Annotated in this window: 15 protein-coding genes; 9 read left to right on the forward strand and 6 right to left on the reverse strand. The window is 63.0% G+C overall.

The genetic code is table 11. The features are described 5' to 3' along the window. Positions 1–83: 83 nt before the first annotated feature. Complete coding sequence (locus tag H4I92_RS03095; protein WP_077529209.1) at positions 84–2,567, forward strand: penicillin-binding protein 1A; 2,484 nt, start codon at positions 84–86, stop codon at positions 2,565–2,567. Positions 2,568–2,657: 90 nt separating this feature from the next. Here H4I92_RS03095 and H4I92_RS03100 read toward each other — a convergent pair whose 3' ends face one another. Next, entirely contained in the window at positions 2,658–3,923 is a 1,266-nt protein-coding gene (locus H4I92_RS03100) for a malic enzyme-like NAD(P)-binding protein (protein WP_077529211.1), read from the reverse strand. 41 nt (positions 3,924–3,964) lie between these two features. Next, the gene (rpmE, locus tag H4I92_RS03105; RefSeq protein ID WP_077529212.1) at positions 3,965–4,186 is read right to left on the reverse strand and encodes a 50S ribosomal protein L31; all 222 of its coding nucleotides are present in this window, start codon (positions 4,184–4,186) and stop codon (positions 3,965–3,967) included. Between the two features lie 158 nt (positions 4,187–4,344). On the opposite strand from rpmE, the gene H4I92_RS03110 reads away from it, so the two are divergent. Next, the gene (locus H4I92_RS03110; RefSeq protein WP_077529213.1) at positions 4,345–6,528 is read left to right on the forward strand and encodes a primosomal protein N'; all 2,184 of its coding nucleotides are present in this window, start codon (positions 4,345–4,347) and stop codon (positions 6,526–6,528) included. 38 nt (positions 6,529–6,566) lie between these two features. On the opposite strand, the gene H4I92_RS03115 is transcribed toward H4I92_RS03110, so the two are convergent. Further along, positions 6,567–8,861: a sialidase family protein gene (locus tag H4I92_RS03115; protein ID WP_077529214.1), complete on the reverse strand. Its 2,295-nt coding sequence runs from the start codon at positions 8,859–8,861 to the stop codon at positions 6,567–6,569. A 22-nt stretch (positions 8,862–8,883) separates the two neighbouring features. Continuing rightward, the gene (locus H4I92_RS03120) at positions 8,884–11,643 is read right to left on the reverse strand and encodes a TonB-dependent receptor (RefSeq protein WP_179105614.1); all 2,760 of its coding nucleotides are present in this window, start codon (positions 11,641–11,643) and stop codon (positions 8,884–8,886) included. A gap of 240 nt (positions 11,644–11,883) precedes the next feature. Between H4I92_RS03120 and H4I92_RS03125 the strand changes: the two genes are divergently transcribed. Next, positions 11,884–12,813, forward strand: a complete 930-nt coding sequence (locus tag H4I92_RS03125; protein WP_077529217.1) for a GGDEF domain-containing protein — start codon at positions 11,884–11,886, stop codon at positions 12,811–12,813. Next, entirely contained in the window at positions 12,797–13,843 is a 1,047-nt protein-coding gene (locus H4I92_RS03130; RefSeq protein WP_077529218.1) for an AraC family transcriptional regulator, read from the forward strand. The genes H4I92_RS03125 and H4I92_RS03130 overlap by 17 nt, the downstream gene beginning before the upstream one ends. A 15-nt stretch (positions 13,844–13,858) precedes the next feature. Here the strand turns inward: H4I92_RS03130 and H4I92_RS03135 are convergent, their stop codons facing one another. Beyond that, on the reverse strand, positions 13,859–15,124 hold the full coding sequence (locus H4I92_RS03135; RefSeq protein WP_077529405.1) for an alkaline phosphatase PhoX: 1,266 nt from the start codon (positions 15,122–15,124) through the stop codon (positions 13,859–13,861). Positions 15,125–15,443: 319 nt separating this feature from the next. Here H4I92_RS03135 and H4I92_RS03140 point away from each other — a divergent pair, with 319 nt between their 5' ends. From H4I92_RS03140 to hslU, 5 genes are all read left to right on the forward strand, one after another. Continuing rightward, positions 15,444–16,343 carry a metallophosphoesterase family protein gene (locus tag H4I92_RS03140; protein ID WP_077529220.1) on the forward strand — a complete coding sequence of 300 codons (900 nt, stop codon included), beginning with the start codon at positions 15,444–15,446 and terminating at the stop codon, positions 16,341–16,343. Between the two features lie 137 nt (positions 16,344–16,480). Continuing rightward, positions 16,481–18,235, forward strand: a complete 1,755-nt coding sequence (argS, locus tag H4I92_RS03145; protein ID WP_077529221.1) for an arginine--tRNA ligase — start codon at positions 16,481–16,483, stop codon at positions 18,233–18,235. Positions 18,236–18,246: 11 nt separating this feature from the next. Continuing rightward, a complete protein-coding gene (locus H4I92_RS03150; protein WP_077529222.1) occupies positions 18,247–18,768 on the forward strand; it encodes an SPOR domain-containing protein in 522 nt (173 codons plus the stop codon). 83 nt (positions 18,769–18,851) lie between these two features. Continuing rightward, on the forward strand, positions 18,852–19,382 hold the full coding sequence (hslV, locus tag H4I92_RS03155; RefSeq protein ID WP_077529223.1) for an ATP-dependent protease subunit HslV: 531 nt from the start codon (positions 18,852–18,854) through the stop codon (positions 19,380–19,382). Positions 19,383–19,393: 11 nt separating this feature from the next. Further along, positions 19,394–20,725, forward strand: coding sequence for an ATP-dependent protease ATPase subunit HslU (hslU, locus tag H4I92_RS03160; RefSeq protein ID WP_077529224.1), 1,332 nt, complete (start codon positions 19,394–19,396; stop codon positions 20,723–20,725). Positions 20,726–20,728: 3 nt separating this feature from the next. Here hslU and H4I92_RS03165 read toward each other — a convergent pair whose 3' ends face one another. Beyond that, entirely contained in the window at positions 20,729–21,982 is a 1,254-nt protein-coding gene (locus H4I92_RS03165) for a patatin-like phospholipase family protein (protein WP_077529225.1), read from the reverse strand. Positions 21,983–22,025: the final 43 nt, after the last annotated feature.

Raw genomic sequence — 22,025 nt, forward strand, 5'->3', positions numbered from 1 at the left:
CCTTGCTGATCCCTTACCGCTTCCGGTGCCTCCTGAAGCAATTTATGAAATGATAGACGTATAGTTAAAAATTGTCAGAGAAAATGTCCCGTACATTCCGTTACATCCGCATACTCAGCCGCCTTTTTGTTGCCGGGGCCGCCGGAGCCGCCATGGTCCTGGCCGCCTTCTACCTCTACCTCCAGCCGGGCCTGCCGTCCGTGGACCAGCTGCGGAACGTGAACTTCCAGACACCCCTGAAAGTGTATACACGTGACAGCAAACTGATAGCAGAATTCGGCGAAATGAGAAGAACGCCACGGGATCTGGAGGCTGTGCCACGTCATCAGGTCCAGGCGTTCCTCGCCGCAGAGGACAGTCGCTTCCATGAGCACCATGGTGTTGATCTGCGGGGGCTTATCCGCGCCACCTGGGAGCTTGCGATAACCGGTTCGATCCAGTCGGGTGGCAGCACCATCACCATGCAGGTTGCAAAAAATTTCTTTCTGTCACGTGATCAAACATTTCTGCGCAAGTTCAATGAGATCCTGCTGGCCCTGCAGATCGAACGTGAGCTTTCCAAGGACGAAATTCTCGAGCTCTACCTCAACAAGATCTACCTTGGCAACCGCTCCTACGGCATCGAGGCGGCCGCTCAGGTCTATTACGGGGACCCCATCACCGAGCTCGAACTGGCCGAGATGGCGATGATCGCGGGCCTGCCCAAGGCACCCTCCACCGCCAATCCGCTTGCAGACCCGGAACGGGCCCTGGCAAGACGGAACTGGATCCTGTCGCGCATGGCCTCGCTGGGTTACATCAGTGACAAGGAATACCGCGAAGCAGCCAGTAAGGACGTGAGCGCCCGCTACCATGGCCCCGAACTTGCCCTGAACGCCCCTTATGTGGCTGAGATGGCACGTCGGGAAGCCCTGCGCCAGTTCGGCCAACAGATCTACAGTGAAGGCTTCGAAATCCACACCAGTGTGCACAGCGAGAGGCAGAAGGCCGCAACACGCGCACTCCGTCGGGGCCTGGAAGCCTATGACCGCCGGCATGGCTATCGCGGCCCGGTGGACCAGTGGGCGCCGGAAATGCTCAGTGACCGCGAGGCCCTCACTGAGCGCCTGGAAGGACTGCCACAGGTGAACGACCTTGTCCCTGCTGCCATCGTGGAGCTGGACGAGACATCCGCCATTGCCGTGACCGCCCTGCACGACAGGGTCACCATCCCGATGCGCCACATGCGCTGGGCCCGGAAGCACATTGATGAGAACCGCACCGGCCCGACGCCGGAATCACCGCAGGACGTGGTTTCCAAAGGGGATGTGGTCTATATCCGGATCCCGGTTCAGGATGTCCTTGGCTCCGAGGGCGAGCAGGACACGCTGACCGCCGAACTGATGCAGATCCCGGAGATACAGGGCGCCATCGTCTCCATGTCCCCTGATGATGGCCGCATTGAGGCGCTGAGTGGCGGCTACAGCTTCAGTATGAGTTCCTACAACCGCGCCACCCAGGCCCACAGGCAACCCGGCTCTGCCTTCAAGCCGTTGATCTTCCTTGCGGCTCTGGAGCACGGTGCCACGGCCGCCACCACCATCAATGACGCCCCCATCGTCTTTGATGACGAGGATCTGGAAACCTCCTGGCGTCCGGAAAACGCCGGCGGCCAATTCCGGGGCCCGACCACCCTGCGTCAGGCCCTTTACCAGAGCCGCAACCTAGTCGCCATCCGGCTGCTGCGCCAGACCGGTATCCGGCGCACACTGAACTACATCGACAGCCTTGGACTGGACACCAGCCGACTGCCGGATGATCTGTCACTGGCGCTGGGCAGCGGCGCCATGACCCCCATGGAGATGACACGCGCCTACGCCATGATCGCCAACGGCGGCTACGAAGTGACACCCTGGGTGATTGAGCGCATTGTCGGCCCCGAGGGAAAAACCCTCCGCGAAGCGCCGGAAACCCATCGGTGTGATGACTGCAGCGAGAACCAGGAGGTTCTGGATGCCGCCCTTCCCGATCTCGACGGGAACATCGGGGGCCCGGACGCGACCCGCCCGGTCCACACCATGGAACGGGTTGCCGATGAAGAAGCGATCTACATCCTCCAGTCCATGATGCGCGATGTGATCCAGAGAGGCACCGGTCGGGCTGCCCGCTCACTCGGGCGAGAGGACCTGGCGGGCAAGACAGGGACAACCAACGACCAGCTCGACACCTGGTTCATGGGCTTCAACACGGGCATAGCAACCGGCACCTGGGTGGGCTTCGACCAGCCCCGCTCCCTGGGGCGGGGCGAGTTTGGCAGCGTGACCGCGCTTCCCATATGGAAGGATTACATGGAAGTGGCCCTCAAGGGCATGCCGGAGAAGCTCATGGAACGCCCCGCAGGCATCGTCTCACGCCGTATTGACCCTGAAACCGGTGACACTGCCAGCACTGACAACCCAGATGCCCGGTTCGAGATTTTCCGGTCGCGCTACGCTCCAGAGCCGGCATCCAGCAGTGACTCAGGAAACCGTGATGAGAGCGCGAGCGGAGAGAACGGGGAATCTACCCCGGCACAGCAGCTGTTCTGAGCCAGCCGCCTGCAGAAAGCACAAAAAAACCCCGGCCATCGACTGACCGGGGCTTTTTTTCATCACTGCCCTTATGCGGGCATCAGGCGTTCAGATGATGTCTTCCATGGACTTGAGCGGGTAGTGATCCGGGTACTTTTTCCCGGCCACGCCACTGTCCACCGCAGCCTTCGCCACGGCGGCGGGAACGAATTCCAGCAGGCGCGGATCCATCGGCTTGGGAATGATGTATTCCCTGCCGAACTGGAATCCACCCACACCGTACGCCTGGGCGATACTAGACGGAACGGATTCCTTCGCCAGCTCGCGGATGGCGTGAACCGCCGCAACCTTCATTTCCTCGTTGATCTCACTCGCACGGACGTCCAGCGCACCACGGAAAATGAACGGGAAGCCCAGCACGTTGTTCACCTGGTTCGGGTAATCGGAACGGCCTGTCGCCATGATGATGTCATCACGGGTCTCCAGCGCCAGCTCCGGCTTGATCTCCGGATCCGGGTTGGAACAGGCGAACACGATCGGGTTCGGCGCCATGGACTTGAGCATCTCCGGTGTAAGGAGATCCGGACCGGAAAGGCCAACGAACACGTCGGCACCCTCAAGGGCGTCCGCCGGGGTCCGGCGCTCGGTGTCGACCGCGAACATCGCCTTGTACTGGTTGAGATCATCACGACCAGAGTGCACCACGCCCTTGCTGTCCAGCAGCATGATGTTCTCGGGGCGGGCACCACAGCTGATGAGGATCTTCATGCAGGCAATGGCGGCCGCGCCGGCGCCCATGCAGACGATGCGCGCTTCTTCCAGCGTCTTACCCTGGAGCTCCAGCGCGTTAAGCATACCGGCTGCCGTAACGATGGCCGTGCCGTGCTGGTCGTCGTGGAAAATCGGCACATTGCACTGATCAATGAGCGCACGCTCAATCTCGAAGCATTCCGGCGCCTTGATGTCTTCAAGGTTGATACCGCCGAAAGTATCCGCAATACGCGCCACCGTCTCGATGAACGCCTGCGGGCTCTCGGAGTTCACTTCGATGTCGAACACATCAATGCCGGCGAACCGCTTGAACAGCACCCCCTTACCTTCCATGACCGGCTTGCTCGGCAGCGCGCCGAGGTTACCCAGGCCAAGGATGGCACTGCCGTCAGAGATGACGGCCACCAGGTTGCCCTTGGTGGTATAGAGGTAGGCGTTCTCGTGGTCCTTCGCAATCTCGCGCACCGGCTCAGCCACGCCCGGGCTGTACGCCAGGGATAGATCCCGGGAGGTCTGGGTCGGTTTCGTGATTTCCACGCTGATTTTGCCGGGACGCGGCTTGGCGTGGTAATCGAGCGCTGCTTGCTTCATATCTTCAGACATTGCCAATCTTCCGTTTCTGGATGGAGAGAAGTCCTGTCGAGTCAGCTGTTGCCGCCACCGATCTTGCCACGGAAACGACGGTTGAACTTGTCGATACGACCGCCAGTATCCATGACCTTCTGCTTACCGGTATAGAAGGGGTGGCAGGCCGAGCAGACATCAACATGGATGTCCTTGCCCACAGTGGAACGGGTGTGAATGACGTTGCCGCAGCTGCACGTCGCCTTCATTTCTTTGTATTCAGGCTGGATATCGTGATTCATGGTTGACCTCTCTAACAGGCAATGCCGCCACCCGGGCCATTTGCCGGGCACCGCATTTGAAACATTTGGGATTCCGGTGCAGACTCTCGGCCGGCACCTCGGCCACTGTGTAAGCGGCGCATCATAGCAGATTCAACACCCAGCGCAAGGAGACCTCGTTGGCAACAATCGCACGCATCGCCCTCCCCCGTGCGGTACGCCAGCTGTTCGATTACCGCATTCCCGAGGGCATGACGCTGACCCCCGGCCAGCGCGTACGCGTGCCGCTGGGAAAGCAGCGGGCGCTGGGCCTCGTCATGGAACTGGATCCACCGGATCCGCCGGACATGACACTCAAACCGGTAGAAGCGCCCCTGGAGGACTGGCCGGTTCTACCTGGTGCAACCCGCGAACTGTTGCTATGGGCCGCACGCTACTACCAGCACCCGCCGGGTGAGTGCGTATTCGCGGCGCTACCCCCGGCCCTGAGGCGAGGCGCCCCGGCCAGCCTGCCCAGGCCCACGGTCTGGTTTGCCACTGGGGCGGACGTCTCCAGCCTTCCGGCCCAGGCCCGGCGCCAGCGTGAACTGCTGGAATGGCTCAACCAGCACCCCGGCCAGCCGCTGACCTCCATCAAGGCCGCGGGTTTCACCCGGGACGTGCTGAAGAACCTGGAGAAACGCGGGCTCGCCGAGGAGCGCACCGCCAGTGAGGAAACCCGCACCTGGCCGGATGCCCCTTCCATCGAACTCAACGGCGACCAGGCCTCGGTGCTGGAAGGCCTGAACGCGCCAGGCAGGGGCTTCGCCAGCCACCTCGTCTTCGGTATCACCGGCAGTGGCAAGACCGAGCTCTACATCGAATTCATCAAGCAGCGCATCGCCGCCGCACCGGACCCCAACCGGGCCCAGGTGCTGGTCCTCGTACCCGAGATCAGCCTGACGCCCCAGACCCTGGCCCGCTTCGAGACCCATTTCGGCGCCCGCATTGCCGTCTGGCACTCGGCACTCAACGCTACCGAACGCCTCTCTACCTGGACGCGCGTGCGCGAGGGAGAACCGCTGATCCTGATTGGCACCCGCTCCGCCGTCCTGCTGCCCTACGCCAACCTGGTCACCCTCGTAGTGGATGAAGAGCACGACGGCTCCTACAAACAGATGGAAGGCTTCCGCTACTCCGCCCGGGACCTGGCCATCTACCGCGCCTGGCAGAGCGGCTGCCCGGTTATACTGGGCTCCGCCACCCCGTCGCTCGAGTCCTGGCACAACGCGCGGCAGCAGCGCTATCACCTGCACCGTCTGGAGCGCCGCGCAGGCAATGCCACCCTGCCCCGCACCGAACTGGTGGATGTGCGCAGCCGTCCGCTCAGTGGCGGACTCTCACCCCCGCTACTGGAGGCCATCGGCCGGACCCTGGAGGCCGGCGACCAGGCGCTGCTGTTCATCAACCGCCGGGGCTTCTCTCCGGTGGTGATGTGCTTCGAGTGCGGCGTCCCCATTGAATGCCCGCACTGCGATGCCCGGCTCACCTACCACCGCTACGACAACTGCCTGCGCTGCCACCACTGCGGGCACCAGCAGGCGGTCCCCCGGCTCTGCCCGGAGTGCGGCGAGGAAGGACTGAACGCGGTGGGCCAGGGAACCGAGAAGACGGAATCCCTGCTCGCTGAACGCTTCCCGGAGACCCCTGTCATCCGTATCGATCGCGACAGCACGCGGCGTCGCGGACGGCTGGACGAACTCCTGGAGCCGGTGCGCAAGGGCGAGCCCTGCATCCTTGTGGGCACCCAGATGCTGGCCAAGGGGCATGACTTCCCCGGCGTGACCCTGGCGGGCATCCTTGATGCGGACGGTGGCCTGTTCAGCAGCGACTTCCGGGGCCCCGAGCACCTGGCCCAGCTGGTAATCCAGGTTTCGGGGCGTGCCGGCCGCGGTGAGCGCGGCGGCCGGGTGCTCATCCAAACCTGCCAGTCCGGCCACCCCCTGCTCACCCAGTTGTGCTCCGGGGACTACCCCAGCGTGGCGGACAGCCTGCTGCGGGAACGGGAACAGGCCGGCCTGCCGCCGGCCAGCTTCATGACGGCCCTGCGCGCGGAAGCCCCGACCATGGCCGAGTGCCTGGCCCTGCTTGATGACCTCGCTCGTCGTGCCGAGGCCAGCCCGACGCCGGTTTCCGTACTGGGTCCCTTCCCCGCGATCATTGCCCGCAAGGCCAACCGGCACCGGGCCCAGATCCTGTTCCAGAGCCAGGACCGCCCGGCCCTCCACCGCCTGACCAACCAGCTCTGCCGCTACCTGGAACAGAACCGGCCCGCCGGCGGTGTGCGCTGGGCGGTGGATGTGGACCCACAGAGCCTAGACTGAGGGCGTTCCCCGAAGGCACCAGCAACCGGTGCTGTCAATCAATCACCAGCCGGCAGGGGCACTTCCCGGTAGTGATTCTTGCCCGAACCACCGTCAGAACCGGCATCATAGACATAGCCGTAAACCGGTTCCCCTTCCTCGCTGGTCACTGCGTTACCCCGGACCCACTGGACATTGGCGTCAGTAACCTGGGCTTCGGGCTCACTCCAATCCCCATCCGCCTTACGCCGGGTATGGTAAAGGTGGCCGGTTCCGGCCTCGATGAACAGCACATGGACGCTGTCCCCATAACCAATGGCGTCAGCGCCGGTCTGCTCGGCGTCCACCGCGTTCTGCACCACGGGCCTTTCGGTAACCTGGACCGGCTCGGACAGCCCAGCCTCCGGCCCAACGCGCCTCTCCCAGAGGTGGCCGTCCTTGAGCCGATAGATCACGCTGACCGAGTCCGACTCTGGTAGATGGACCGGTGGCAGGATCGAGCCTATGTCCTCGTGGCCGGTTCCGAGACCGGTTGCGAGCTGTTGGCGTTGGGTCAGTTCACCATCCGGTCGCAATTGCCGATACCAGGCGCTGCCATCATCCCCGGTGTAGGTCAGGTGCACCACATCGTCCGGGTCCTTAACCAGCGCCGGACCGGACAGGTTGGGCGCCTGATCGGCATCAACCACGGTCGCCTCGCTCCAGTCGCCCTCGGGGGAGCGGATACGATAGCGGATTTTCTCCGGGCCACCGTAGACCGCCACCACGCTGCCGTCGGACCGCACGGCGATATCCGCCACCTGGGTGGGCGGCTCCTTCGGCGATGCCAGGCGCTCGTCACGGATCGCCCAGGTGTCGGGTTTATCGGGATGATCCGAGGTGCGGAAAACGTGATAGAAGACGTGGTCCGAGGTCTGGTGGAGCATATGGATCCGGTCATCGACCATCCTGGACGCGAACCCTTCCAGGTCCCCGGTCTCCGGCCGATTGGCGCCGTCCACCTCGGTCCAGGTGGCGCCGCCGTCGGTGGATCGGACCGTCATCAGCACGTTGTCGGTTTCCGCCGGCTCCATCGAGAAATAGAGATCGCCGTTGGACGCCTGCCAGGGGCCGATACGCATCGGGGTTTCGACAAAGGTGCCCCCCAACAGCCCATCAGGAACCTCCAGCGTAATGGCCATTGGCTCCGCGCCCGGGAGTGCGTCACCGGTCTCATTCACGACCCGGTATTCAAACCGGTCGCCTGCTTCGTTCATGGAAGGGCCGCCCGCGAAGCGGCGAATGACCATGGGGAATTCCCATTCGGTCTGACTGTCCACCGCGTCCACTTCGGGCGTCCTGTCGGCAAAACTGATCCCTGCCCCACCGGTAAACGGCTCTTCGGACACCTCCAGCAGGTCACGGGTGGCATCACCATGCTCGAAGGTTTCAGCTTCAATAATACTGGTCCGGGGCGTGCGGGGCATGCCTTCAATATCAATAGCAGGCAACTCCAGAGCACTGCCTGAGGCCGCGAAAACACCCACCCGGGGCGAGGCGACCGCGCTGTCCAACGTCTCGGTGAAGACAAGGTTCTCCTCGTCGTACTCAACCGTCAGCTCCGGGCCACGCAGGATGACCTTCAGCTCAGCCCAGTGACCGGTTTGAACATCGTACTCATGGGTCGCGAGAGTCTCTTCCCTGCCATCACGCACCTGAACAACATGCAGGCCCTTGCCGGGTTCCACATCCACGCGCTGGTAGTTGTCCGCGTCCTCATAGCCAAAGACCAGCCCGGCGCGGCCGGTCTGGCCCTCCGGAATACGCACATCCGCGGCGAACTCCACCGGCTCCCAATGGGTATGGTAACGCGCCGGCGCGAGCACGGGGGTCTCCCCCGCTTCAACCCGGAGGTAACCGTCACCGCTCTCACCGGCCCACTCCAGGACGGCCCTGTCGCCGCTGGCCCATTGCCACTGCTCCCGCAGGGCATCCTGGGGATGATCCTCGAAGTCCAGCGTCAGCACTTTCGCCGGCTTCGGAAAATTTTCCGCACCCAGCGGCTGCCAATCACCACCATTACGCCGCACCTGCAGCCCATAACGGTTTGGCTCGGCCGAGTCCCCATGCTCAACTTCCACCCGCAGGCGGAAGGGGTGATCCGCTTGAACCCGGGCTGGTTGATTGACCTCAGCGGCCCAACCGCTATCGGCATTGAGCATGGCATTGAAGTCAGTGCGAACACGGTAGGCGGTCTGCCGGTCACCGGTCGCCTGTTCGCTGCCAGCACCGGGGCCGGACGGACTGCATGCAGAAACCGCGAGTACGATGCCGAAAACGGCACCGCACTCCTTCGTTTTTGAATTGAACAGCATTACTTTCCACTCCTCACCAGAGTCAGAACCGGGCCTTTATGCCCGCTTCGATGGTCCGTCCGATTTGGTCGTACTGCGAGTTGTAGCGCGACTTGCCCCGGTACCAGTATTCCGGCTCTTCGGTGATGTTGATCACGTTGAACGTGGCGTGCCACCCCTCGACAATCCGGATCTGAGTGTTCAGGTCGAACCGCAGGTTTTCACCCGCAAAGCGGTCCTGGGCGGGATCACCTGGTTCCTCCACCTCATCGAAGTAATCATCACGATACTGGGCCGCGAGTCTGGTAGAGATCCCGTACTTGTCGTAGCCAATGGACGCATTCGCAATGTTTTCCGCCTGTTTCGGCAGCCGAATGGATTCGTCCCGGAACGGCACGTCGGCCTCACTGTCAGTGCGCGTATAGTTGGCTGTCATGATCAGACCGTCATAGGGCGACGGCAGGAAACCAAATTGCTGGACCCAGTTGAGCTCTAGGCCGAGGACCTCTGCTGTGTCGCCATTGACCACCTGAGAAACCTCGTCAAAGTCCTCGAAGGGCGGTTCACCGGCAACATTGGTGCTTACAAAAAAGTCGTCGATCTGCTTATAGAACAGGCCTGCCGAGACGAGTCCGAGCCCCTCCCCCGCGTAGTAGGTTCCTTCGATGTCGAAGTTGGTTGAGTGCAGTGGATCCAGTTCCGGGTTGCCGACTTCAGCGACCTTCTCCTGGTCAGCGCCCGAGCCTTCAATCTCGATCGCCTGCCTGGCGGCCGCATCCTCGAATCCGGGCCGTGCGATGGTCTGGGTGATGGCACCTCGCATTTCAAAGCGATCGTTGAACCGGTACCGCATCTGCAGGTTGGGGAAGAAATCGGTGTAGGACTTGTCCGCCTTGAGGTCCTCGAATTGCGGTGCCCCATCATCCACGTTCTCGTTGACGGTGAACTGGGTACCCGTCTGGGTCACGTCGGTGTGCTCGACACGCAGCCCCCCGAGCACTGAGAGGCGGCCAATCTCGCTTTCGGACATCAGATAAGCCGCAAAAATGTCCTCATCGAGCGTGTAGTCCTCGAGGCGACTCTCGATGGCCGTTTCGTTCTCATTGGCATTGAATACATCCGGATTTTCGTTGAAGAACTCACGCACCTGGGCGTTATTAGGCGTTGGACCGAACGTGCCCAGAGGGAAATCAACGCCCTCCCAATTGAACTCGTCGAGTGTCAGCGTCCGTTCGAAATCGTCGTACACTGTGAGGTTCAGGTCGTTGGTCTTCTCAACCATCCGTGCCTGGGCACCAAACTTGACGGAACTGGGATTGCCCGCGAACAGGATGTCCCGCTTGGCATCGAATTGCAGGCTGGTCTGTTCCTCTTCGGTGGTTTCATCCTCGTCCTCGAAGGCGTCCAGCTGATAGGTGGAGGCATCGTTGCCCTCGCCTTCAACGAACAGGTCCGGCTTCTTGCGGTTGCCTGAGACATCGTAGCCCATGGTCAGCCCCTCGCCGAGCCAGACCGACTCCATGGTATCCGGCGTCTCGTCGCTTGCTTCCGAGTAGGCGGTGGAATACTCGAGGGTCCAGTCGTCAAGCTCGTTCTTGCCGCCGAGCTGGACGTTGTAGATCTGCTGGGTACCGGTGCTGGACTTACCGACGCGCTCAATCGCGCCGTCCTCAAACGTAGCGCCATTGTCATCGAGCGCGGTCAGGTTGCCGTCCTCGAATTTATAGGGATTCTCAAGCTCGTTCTCGAACTCCTCGACCTCGCTATAGACCGTGCGCAGGTAGTATTCAGAGTTCGGATTCGGGCTGTAATCGAAGCTGACCGTACCACCGAGCCGTTCCCTGTTCAGAACGTAGTCCCGATGCTCCATCTCTTGCGCGGCACGGAAGGTACCGCCATTGCTCGGAGACTCCGTCTCCGCCCATACGCCGGATTCGATGTTGTGAACGGCGAACTCGCGATCAAAGTAGTTGACGGATGCGGCAATACCGAAGTTATCGGTACCGCCAAGGACATCGAAGAGCCGTGTTGTCGTGAACTCCACCCGCGGGCTGGTCTCCCCGCTGACTTCCTCGTGGCTCCCTTCCAGGCTGAAGGAGGTGGAGTTACCGAGGTCGAAGGCGTTCAGAGTGGAGATCTCAATGTTACCGCCGATGGCATTCGCGCTCATGTCAGGCGTGACGCTCTTGGTAACCTCAACGCTTTCCGTGAGCCCGGAGCCGATGACATCCAGGTTGACGGCACGGGTATCGTTTTCCGGTGACGGCACCTGGACGCCATTGATGGTGGTGGAGTTGAAATTCGGGCTGATGCCTCGGATCACGGCAAACCGGCCTTCGCCCTGGTCGCGCGCAACTGAGAGGCCGGGAACCCGTGCCAGCGCCTCGGCGACGTTCTGGTCGGGAAAATCACCGATGGCGTCCGAGGAGAGCACCTCAATGTTGCTGATGGCGCTACGCTCGCGGTTGACGGCGGCCGCCTTACCGGCCGCCTGACCGGTTACCAGCATGTCACTGAACTCGTTGACGGACTGGTCCAGAACCGCGTTCGCCATGACCGTTTCACCGGCGGTGACGTTGACTTCAATCTGTTCTGTAGCCGCGCCAAGGTAGTTCACGTTGATGCTGTAGGAACCGACCGGAACGTTCCGGAACAGGTACTGGCCCTGGCGGCCCGTGGTGGTTGAGCGATCAAGCGTCTTAATCTCGACGCGCGCCCCCTGGAACCCATAATCGCCGCTGTCATCGAGGACTTTCCCCCGAATGCTGCCGGTCTCCTGAGCCGCAGCATTTGCAGCTGTCAAAGTGAATAATAGAAACGCTGTAACCCAATGAATTCCAGGTAACTTCCAAGCCCCCATCATCATGGCTTTCTCCCTCTGGTTGACATTAACTGAGCGACAGGTCGCCGCTGCGGCAACCCAAGGTGGCGGCCCGCTGTTGCAGCGAGGTGACAGAACCGTTATGTGGCGGTAACCGGACTGGACTGAAATGACTCCATCACTGTCATACGCCTGTCATGAGCCGGGGATACGCTCTTGGATATGATCCTCCGTACCCTCAGGCTTCACCGATTCAAATGGCTGCTTCTGACCGGCTACCTACCCCTGTCCCTGCTGGCGGCGGCACTGGTCGGCGATCCCGTGCGCTGGGAGGACGTCCACTGGCTGGATGTCTTCGGGGAAGGTGGGGGCGCCCTGATGGTGCTGACATGGAGTCTCCTGATTCTGGGCAGCCGGCCCGCCGGCACCGTCAGCAACCTCCTTTTCATTGGGCTCAGCCTCATCCTTGTCACCCTATGGCAGGACAATCTGGACGAGTTCTGGACGATCCCGGACGCCCAGCTCTGGGACACCTGGTTGGAGAACATCCCGATGCCGGTTGGCATGGCCGTGCTGACACTGGGGCTGGTTCGCTGGTACGAGGAACAGCGTGTGCTGATGGCCCAGCTCAGCCAGCGTGAACGCTTCATGCGTGAACACCGCAGTATCGACCCGGTAACCCGGCTTGCTTCCGCCGATTACCTCAACCAGCAGCTGGCAATCGAGCTCCGCCGGGCACGACGGGAGTGTTCACCCGTATCACTGATGATGCTGGACCTGGACGGATTTGACCTCATCAACCGTCGTTTCGGGGCCCACGAGGGCGACCGCCTCCTGCAGGCGGTCACGGAGCTGCTCCTGCTCAACCTGCGTGATGGCGACCTGCTCTGCCGCTACGCCGCCGACCGGTTCGCCATCATGCTGCCGCAGACGAGCGAAGCCATGGCGGACCTGATCGCCAGTGAGCTGACCAGCGCCATCAGGCATTTTGCCTATCGGAGTTCGAAGGAGGGCGAAAGGGTGACAGTCACTGCCAGCGCCGGAGTCGCCCTGGCGCTGAGCGCCTCGCCGGAGGAGTTGATGCAACGAGCCAACAGGGCTCTCTCCGAAGCCAAGCAAACCGGGAGTGGATGCCATGCAATGGCGGGATGACTCCCTGGAGGCCACATGGCGGTCTCCGGATACCCCGCACCTGCCCGCGCACCACCATCCGGCACTGCTGATTGAACTGGCTCATGCGCGCGGCATTCCGGAGCATCGCCTGCTGCGCCATACTGGCCTCTTCCCCGAAGATATGCGACGGGGTGAGGCCATGCTCTCCGACCGCCAGTACAGGCGGCTGATCGGTAATATCCTTGAGTACGACACGGGCGGGGAACTGGCACTTGTGTGGGGGCGCCAGTCCCTGCCAGGGCATTATGGCCCGCCCAGCACCCAGATCCATAACGCCCCGAACCTGGCGGAGGCGCTTAACTGCCTGCATCACTGGCGTCATCAGCTCTCTCCGCTACTGACGCCGCTCTGGTGGCACAACCGGCAATGGTGCTACCTGCTGTGGACCACGGCGGGCGCCGGCCGACGCGGCCCGTTTCTTGTCCCCGCGGCAATGGCGGCTGTCTATGGACTGGCACGCCACCGGCTCGCGCGGTCCCTGGATTGGCACTTCCTGTTCGCGGCCCCCAGACCCACCAGCCCCCAGCCCTATGAGGTCAACCTGGGTCCCACTGTGCGCTTTGGCGCCGGTGTGGACATGGTCGTACTGCCTGTTGAGGATCTGTACGAGCCCTGGCCTGGACGCTCGCAAACCGCTTTTACCGCCGCTGCGCACGAGGCTGAACGGGTTCCGGCGCTGAATGGGGCCGGTCCAACACTGCCCGAGGTAGTCTACCAGTCGCTGGCCGCGCACCCGGAAACCCCCGCCGGACTGGACGATACCGCCGGGGCACTAGGACTCAGCCCATCCTCACTCAAACGCCACCTGCGGGATTACGACAGTCGGTTCCAGGCACTGTACGACGAGGTTCGCCTGCACCACAGCCTTTACCTCCACCAAGTCATGGGCCTGAGCATGGAAGGGATCGCCGAACGTCTCAGCCATGGGGACCGGGCCAACTTCCGCCGCAGCTTTCGCCGCTGGACGGGCCTCTCACCGGCCCAGTACCAGCGGCTGCTGCCGGAATGAAAGCAGGGCACCGGGTCAGATGACCGACAGGATCCCGCTGAGCTCATAGATGCGCCCGTCATCGGCTTCCCCGGCCTGTCCCCGCTGGGAACTGAAGTAGAGCCGGTCGCCGTCCGGAGAGAAGGCGGGCCCACAGATCTCGCTGTCGCGGTGGCCGACGAAGTCCACCACAGGTGTTGCGACCATGTCCGGCCCCAGCACCACCAGCCGCATTTCGGGGCCATCCTCGGCCACCAGGACCTCGCCACGCCGGGACACGGTCACGTTGTCCACGTCCGCGATGGACGGGTCCAGCGATCCCCGCTTCCGATCGTAGACAAGCTGGAGCCGGTCACTGCCGGGCTCCAGGAGCCAGACCCGGTTATCTCCTTTGGTGGCGAAAAAGACGCGACCTTCGTGGTACCAGATCCCCTCGGCGCCATCGAAGCGGGTGGGCGCCTCCAGTTGATGACGCGTCGGTGTGTCCCCCTCAAAGGTGGGATCGGGCACAGGCTTCCACTGGACACCAGTCCGACCTTCAGCGGGATTCGAATCTGCAATCAACGCCTCCAGAAGCCCCGAGGACAGATCCGGTTTCTCCCCTTCCGGCCAGTGCTCGGGGGTGAACCGATAGAGAACCCCATCCGGCTCGTCCTCCGTCAGGAAGAGCGCCCGGCTATCCGGGTCCACCGCCACGGCTTCGTGCTTGAAGGTTCCCAGGGCGGGCCTCAGCTGCTGGTCGGCCTCCCCGAACGGATCGCATTCGTAGACCTGCCCTTCGCTGAACTCCTCGCAGGTCAGCCAGGTCCCCCAGGGGGTGGCACCTCCGGCGCAGTTCGAGCGGGTGCCAGAACAGATCCCATAGGCCCCGGTCACCTCGCCATCGGCACTGAAGCGGAGGGCACCGACACCACCTTCATTGGCCTCACGAACTTCACTGTTGGAGACATAGATCCATCCACCATCGGGCGTGCCAAAAGTGGCGCCGCCATCCGGCACTGGATGCCAGCGGTAGTCGCCGCCCGCGACCGGTGGCCGGCCACTGTGGGCCACTTGCCGGATACGGGTGCCCCGGGGAATCCATACCTCGCTGTCGCCCACCGTTACCCGCACCCGATCACGGGCGGCCTCGGCCAGGCGCGCAGGCTCCAGGGCGCTGTCAGCCGCGGTGGCCCGGGGCGTGCCACAGGACCACAGCCCCACACCACCGGCGAGGATCCCCGCTCCGACCAGCGATTGCTGGAGAAAGCGGCGGCGCTCGTTGCAGTGGCCGTTGCTGGCTCCGTCGTTCTTCTCTTTCATGCCGTTACCTCCCATGGATCCACTCACGCTGCTGTAGACCAGCTTTTGCCAACACTGCGAGTAGACGATGACATGCGGATGACAGGGGCGGGCCGACTATGACCCGGATTGACCCTCTGGCCCATTCCTGTGACAGCCAACGGGCCTGTTCCCCGGCGTTCAGGTCCCTCATCCGCGGAGAGCACCCACCGCAGCCCACCACTGGGAGTCATCCGGGCTCACCTGGATTCCCGCCCAGGACCTGCATGCGGGAAGACGGCATGTTTCCATTGGCTCGCCAGTCCACCGACCCTACCAATTGACATCGAAGGAGGATCCAATGAAAACAGGCACTTCAGGCCACATCCTGCTTATGCTCGCGCTCGCGACACTGATGGCAGCCGGCGGTATCGTCAGCGCCGCTACCACGACCGGGGAGGACGTTGCCCTGAGATTCGCCGTCCTCGGTGACGCGGAGCCCAAGCCGGAGCCCGAATTCCCCAATCTCGCGGCGGCTGTTGATGACATCAACGACCTGGCGGAGCAACAGCGTATCGACTTCGTGGCAGGCATTGGTGACATTCCCCATGACGGCACCATGGTGCAGTACCGGAATGTCACGCCCGAGCTCCAGCGCCTGACCCTTCCCTTCTACCCCATCATGGGCAATGAAGAACACACCAGCACCGAAGAACGCTTCCTGACCTTCGCGACCCGCTGGAACGAAGGCGATCCAGCCATCGATTCAACCCGGTACGTTCTCGATACGGAAGAGGTCGCGCTCATCTTCGCCTCGCCCGACCATGGCCGGGATTTTGACGACGAAGGCGTGGACTGGATACTGACCAAGCTTGAAGAGGCCGCACCCAAGCCCGCCCTCCTGTTTGTGCATGGCGCACCCACCGGCATCTACCCGGAGAACCCCGACAAGGGCATCACCCATGAGCGCTTCGGGACGGTTACGGAACAGCCCAACCTGGCCGCGGTGATCTCCGGGGACCTGCACATGGATATGGACCGGACCAACCACTCCAAGCGCGTTGACGGTGTCCACTACCTGCACATCCCGCCCCTGGAACGCACCAAGATTCCGGACGAGAGCCGCCACAACCCGATGTTCCGGGTCTTTGCGGTGACCCGTGACGGCCATGTCGAAGTCACAACCTACCAGGTCGGCCTGGATGCCCCTCTCGAGCGCCACGATTACCGCTTTGAGCTGCCCGCCGGCAACCCGGAGTGACCAGGTTCCGGGCTCATCGGCAGCCGCCTGATTGAGTCCAGGGCCGCTTTCACTGATAATGTCGGCTCTTCACCGGGCACGCGTTGTGCCCGGTGGAACAACGAGTTGACCGATCCGGCCCACGAGAACCGTTCCCGATGAAAGAGCACATTACGCAGCTGCTGCAGCAGGCCGTTGAGGCGCTAATGGACCAAGGCGTCCTCTCGGGCGATGCCGCACCCACCGTCGAAGTAGAGCCCGCGCGCGACCGCAATCACGGTGATTTTGCCAGTAATCTGGCCCTGAAAGCCGCGAAGCCAGCCGGCATGAAGCCGCGCGACCTGGCGGAAAGGCTGGTTGCCGCCCTGCCCGATGACAGCGCGATCCGCAGGGTCGAAATCGCTGGGCCCGGCTTTATCAATCTCTTCGTCAGCCACGCGAGCCAGTTCGACATCCTGCGCACCATCCGGGAACAAGGGCGCGAATTCGGCCGGCAGGACCTGGGCCGGGGCAAGTCGGTGCAGGTGGAATTCGTCTCCGCCAACCCGACCGGCCCCCTGCACGTGGGCCATGGCCGGGGCGCCGCTTACGGCGCCAGCGTCTCGGACCTGCTCGAAGCCGTCGGCTACAGCGTGCACCGCGAGTACTACGTCAACGACGCCGGCCGGCAGATGAGCATACTGGCGCTCAGTGTCTGGCTGCGCTACCTGGAACAGAGTGGCGAGTCCTTCACCTTCCCTTCCAATGGCTACCGGGGCGACTATGTGCTGCCCATTGCCCGCCAGCTGCGCGAGGATGAGGGCGACCGTCTCCAGCACCCTGCCGCCACCGTCTTCAATGGCATTCCGGCGGACGAGCCCGACGGCGGTGACAAGGAAGCCCATATTGACGGCCTGGTGCAGCGTGCCCGGGAACTCATCGGTGAGGAAGCCTTCGCGCGGGTCTTTGCCCTGGCCCTCAACGCCATTCTCACGGACATCCAGGAAGACCTGGCCGGCTTCGGCATCCACTTCGACGAATGGTTCTCGGAGCGCAGCCTGCGCCCGGACATCGAGGACGCACTGCAGCGGCTCGAGCGCAACGGTCACCTGTACGAGGAAAACGGCGCCACCTGGTTCCGCGCCACCACCTTCGGTGACGACAAGGACCGTGTGGTGCGCCGCGACAATGGCGAGACCACCTATTTCGCCTCGGACATCGCCTACCACCTGAACAAGTTCGAGCGCGGCTTCGACAAGGTCATCAACGTCTGGGGCGCGGACCACCACGGTTACATGGCCCGGGTTCGCGGTGCCATCGAGGCGCTGGGCGTGGATCCCGGCAGGCTGGACATCCAACTGGTGCAGTTCGCCATCCTCTACCGGGGCAGCGAGCGGCTCTCCATGTCCACCCGCAGCGGTTCCTTCGTGACCCTGCGCGAGCTGCGCGATGAGGTCGGCAAGGACGCGGCGCGCTTCTTCTACGTCACGCGCAAGGCCGAACAGCACATGGACTTTGACCTGGAGCTGGCCAAGTCCGAAAGCAAGGACAACCCGGTCTATTACATCCAGTACGCCCACGCCCGGGTCTGCAGCATGCTGGAGAAAATGCGGACGCAGGGCCTGGATACCAGTGTCAGTCTCGAGCCAACCATCCTGGAACACCTGGAACTCGAGGAAGAAAAGGACATCGCCGCCATGATGGCCCGTTACCCGGAGACACTGGGCAGGGCCGCCGAAGCACTGGAACCCCACCAGCTCACCCATTACCTGCGCGACCTGGCCGGCCAGTTCCACAGCTACTACAACGCCCACAAGGTCCTGGTGGAGGACGACCAGCTCCGCCAGGCACGGGTTGGCCTGTCGCTGGCGGTTCAGCAGGTCCTGGCCAACGGGCTGGAACTTCTGGGCGTCAACGCACCGGAATCCATGTAAGGGGCGCGATCATGGCCAAGAAGAAGGACTCGACCTCCCTGCGCTGGTTGATCCCGGTAGCGCTGCTTTCCGGGTTCGTGGGGTTCCTCGTCTACCTGGACTCACTGGAGCCCGACGGCGGTGACAGCCAGCCGGAAACAGCCACTTCCCCGGAACAGCCGCCGGAACAGGAAAGCAGCAGCGCCCCCCCCGATTTCCAGTTCTACGAAATGCTGCCGGATTCCGAGGTCGCCACGCCGGACATCGAGGCATACCGCCCGGACAAGTCCGAAAGCGAGCAGAACCTGGAATACATCCTCCAGGCCGGCTCCTTCCGGAGCCAGGAGGACGCCGAGCGCCAGCGCGCCCAGGTGGGCTTCCAGGGCCTGAGGGCGCGTATTGCCGAGGTCAGCGTGGATGACGGCGGCGTCTGGTACCGGGTCATGGTCGGTCCCTTCGACTCACGCAGCCGCATGAACCAGGCCGTGGACCGTCTGGTTGAGATCAATATCCAGCCGATGGTGCGCCGGCGCAAAGCCGAAGGTGACGGGTAACCTCCTGCAGGCACACCTTGAAATGTAAAACCCATGCCCCCACCTTCGGATAAATCCCAAACCCGGCAACCACGGGAGTACGCATGACAACCATTCTCTCAGTACGCCGTGACGGCGAGGTCGCTATGGGCGGCGATGGCCAGGTGTCCCTCGGCAATACCGTCATGAAAGGCAACGCCCGCAAAGTACGGCGGCTGTACAACGACCGCGTGCTCGCAGGCTTCGCAGGCGGCACGGCCGACGCCTTCACCCTGTTCGAGCGTTTCGAGGCGCAGCTGGAAAAGTACCAGGGCAACCTCACGCGCGCCGCCGTAGAGCTGGCCAAGGAGTGGCGCACGGACCGGGCCCTGAGGCGGCTCGAAGCCATGCTGGCGGTGGCGGACGCGGAAACGTCGCTGATCATCACCGGCAACGGCGACGTGGTCGAGCCCGAGGAAAGCCTGATCGCCATGGGCTCCGGTGGGCCCTACGCCCAGGCCGCCGCCAGGGCCATGCTCGAGAACACCCAGCTGACGGCCCGAGAGATCACCGAGAAAGGCCTCGATATCGCCGCCGATATCTGCGTCTATACCAACCATAACCGCGCGCTGGAAGTCATCGAACCCAGCGACTGACAGGAGTATTCATGGCAGGCATGACCCCCCGGGAGATCGTTGACGAACTCAACCGCCACATCGTCGGCCAGGACGAGGCCAAGCGCTCCGTCGCAATCGCCCTGCGCAACCGCTGGCGACGCATGCAGGCGGACACCGACATCCAGGAAGAAATCACCCCCAAGAACATCCTCATGATCGGCCCCACGGGCGTGGGCAAGACCGAGATCGCGCGCCGTCTCGCCAAACTGGCGGAGGCGCCCTTCATCAAGGTGGAAGCCACCAAGTTCACCGAGGTGGGGTATGTAGGTCGCGACGTCGAGTCCATTATCCGCGACCTGACCGAAAACGCCCTCTCTCTGCTGCGCGAGAAGGAAATGGCCCGGGTCCAGGACCGTGCTATGGATGCAGCCGAAGACCGCATCCTGGACGCCCTGTTGCGCCCGCCGCGCGATCAGGAAGAGGAGGAGAAAGCGGATAACAGCTCCGCTACGCGCCAGATGTTCCGCAAGAAGCTGCGCGAGGGGGAACTGGATGACAAGGAGATCGACATTGAAGTCAGTGCCAACAGCGGTGGCGTGGAAATCATGACCCCGCCGGGCATGGAAGAGATGACCAGCCAGCTCCAGTCCCTGTTCTCCAACATGGGCAACGACAAGCGCCAGACCCGCCGCATGCGGGTCGCGGATGCCTTCGAGCAAGTGCGTGAGGAAGAGGCAGCGAAACTGGTTAACGAGGAAGACATCAAGCAGCGCGCCATCCAGGAGGTAGAGCAGAACGGCATCGTGTTCCTCGACGAGCTGGACAAGGTCGCCAAGAAGAGCGATTCCCAGGGCTCCTCGGACGTCTCCCGTGAAGGTGTGCAGCGCGATCTGCTGCCGCTGATCGAGGGCAGCACCGTCAGCACCAAGTACGGCATGGTGCACACGGATCACATCCTGTTCATCGCCTCCGGCGCCTTCCACCTGACCAAGCCCTCGGACCTGATCCCCGAGCTTCAGGGGCGTCTGCCCATCCGCGTGGAACTCAAGGCCCTGACACCCGGCGATTTCAAGCGGATCCTGACAGAACCAAGGGCATCGCTGGTGGCCCAGTATGAAGCCCTGATGAGCGCTGAGGGGGTCCGGCTCACCTTCACGGACGAGGCCATCGACCGCATTGCTGAAATCGCCTGGAAGGTTAACGAAAGTACCGAGAACATCGGTGCCCGCCGGCTGCACACGGTCATGGAGAAACTGCTGGACGACATCTCCTTCGATGCCGGTGACCAGATCAGCGATGCCTTCGAGGTCACGGCGGATTACGTGGAGCAGCAGCTCGGCGAGCTGGCCGAGGACGAGGACCTCAGCCGCTACATCCTGTGAGCCTCAGAGCATCTGTCGGGCGTTGTTGATCAACCCCGACACCTGCTTCACGCCGGAGCCGAAACGGCTCCGGCGCTTACCTTCCTGTGCCACGAACACCGGCAGCATCTCGCCGTAGAGACTGGTGCTGATGGTGCGCTGCTCATCCGCCAGAATGTCCCTGTTGATGGTGACCCCATGAGGGGCCAGCTGGCTCTCCAGCTCATCGGCACGGCGCAGCAGGTCGCGCCGGGTCATCTGGTAGGCATGCTCACAGACCATGCGCCGGGACTGGAAGCTGAACACGTTCGAGAAGAACAGCTTGGCGTCGTCACGTTCCGGCTGGAACAGGACAATGTCCGAGTCGGGGTACTGGTCCGCATACTGCGCAATGCCCGCCTCCATGCGCGAATACACCATGGTCCGGAAGGTCTGACCCAGGATGTTGGGCATACCGGAATCCATCAGTGCGCCCGCGTTCATGGTGCCCGCACGCACCGCGGCACTGGCGTCGATGGGCACCAGCGGGTTGATGGCCAGCACAAGATCAGCCCCGTCCTCCAGGGCGACCGAGGCATGCAGCCCCTTGCGCAGGGTGCCGTCCACGTAGAAACGGCCATCGATCTCCACAGGCATGTAGACGCCCGGCGAGGCGATGCTGGCCTGCACGGCCCGTGAGATGGGCACATGATCAAAACCGGGTGCCCCCAGCCGCACCGCCTCGCTGCTCTCCAGGTCGGCCGCGATGATGTAGAGCCTGTGGCGCAGCTGCCGGAAATCGTTGGTCCGCCCCAGCATGCTGAAGGCGCGGCGCAGGTATTCATGCAGCCCGGTGTTGTCGAACAGCCCGGCCGGCGCCACCTGGGCCAGAACCGTGAGGGCATCCAGCAGGCTCTGGTCGTAGGGATTGCTGGCAAAGCGCCCGAGCGCCTCGCGCAGCAGCCCCGGCACCGCCATGAGCCGGCGCACGTACTCGCGGAATGCGGGCCGGTAGAACACCTCCGGATGGAAGGGGTGCACATCCGCCTCGTTCTTCACGAAGATCCGGCACAACTGCGCTGTGGTCATCTGGTTGGCAAGATTGGCCGCAACGAAGGAGCCGGCACTGACACCGACATAGACATAGAGGTCATTGAAATCGATGCCGTCAAGCGCCTCATCCAGGGCCCGCAGTGCGCCGATCTCATAGATTCCGCCCAGTGGGCCGCCGCCCCCTAGTGCCAGCCCGATCCGGGGCCGCTCCGGGCGCTCGGCGGACCTGCGTGACAGTGTTTCCATGGATTACCCCTTGATCTGACTGCTCACCCGAGACTAACGGCGT

The sequence above is a fragment of the Vreelandella halophila genome, assembly GCF_019903425.1.
Lineage (GTDB): Bacteria > Pseudomonadota > Gammaproteobacteria > Pseudomonadales > Oleiphilaceae > Halospina > Halospina halophila.

Coding starts and splice junctions, on each gene's coding strand:
- rpmE (WP_077529212.1), bottom strand. CDS start 4,186: ATGAATCACGATATCCAGCCTGAATACAAAGAAATGAAGGCGACGTGC.
- H4I92_RS03150 (WP_077529222.1), top strand. CDS start 18,247: ATGGCCAAGAAGAAGGACTCGACCTCCCTGCGCTGGTTGATCCCGGTA.
- hslU (WP_077529224.1), top strand. CDS start 19,394: ATGGCAGGCATGACCCCCCGGGAGATCGTTGACGAACTCAACCGCCAC.
- H4I92_RS03130 (WP_077529218.1), top strand. CDS start 12,797: ATGCAATGGCGGGATGACTCCCTGGAGGCCACATGGCGGTCTCCGGAT.
- H4I92_RS03115 (WP_077529214.1), bottom strand. CDS start 8,861: ATGCTGTTCAATTCAAAAACGAAGGAGTGCGGTGCCGTTTTCGGCATC.
- H4I92_RS03135 (WP_077529405.1), bottom strand. CDS start 15,124: ATGAAAGAGAAGAACGACGGAGCCAGCAACGGCCACTGCAACGAGCGC.
- H4I92_RS03140 (WP_077529220.1), top strand. CDS start 15,444: ATGAAAACAGGCACTTCAGGCCACATCCTGCTTATGCTCGCGCTCGCG.
- H4I92_RS03165 (WP_077529225.1), bottom strand. CDS start 21,982: ATGGAAACACTGTCACGCAGGTCCGCCGAGCGCCCGGAGCGGCCCCGG.
- H4I92_RS03095 (WP_077529209.1), top strand. CDS start 84: ATGTCCCGTACATTCCGTTACATCCGCATACTCAGCCGCCTTTTTGTT.
- H4I92_RS03100 (WP_077529211.1), bottom strand. CDS start 3,923: ATGTCTGAAGATATGAAGCAAGCAGCGCTCGATTACCACGCCAAGCCG.
- argS (WP_077529221.1), top strand. CDS start 16,481: ATGAAAGAGCACATTACGCAGCTGCTGCAGCAGGCCGTTGAGGCGCTA.
- hslV (WP_077529223.1), top strand. CDS start 18,852: ATGACAACCATTCTCTCAGTACGCCGTGACGGCGAGGTCGCTATGGGC.
- H4I92_RS03125 (WP_077529217.1), top strand. CDS start 11,884: ATGATCCTCCGTACCCTCAGGCTTCACCGATTCAAATGGCTGCTTCTG.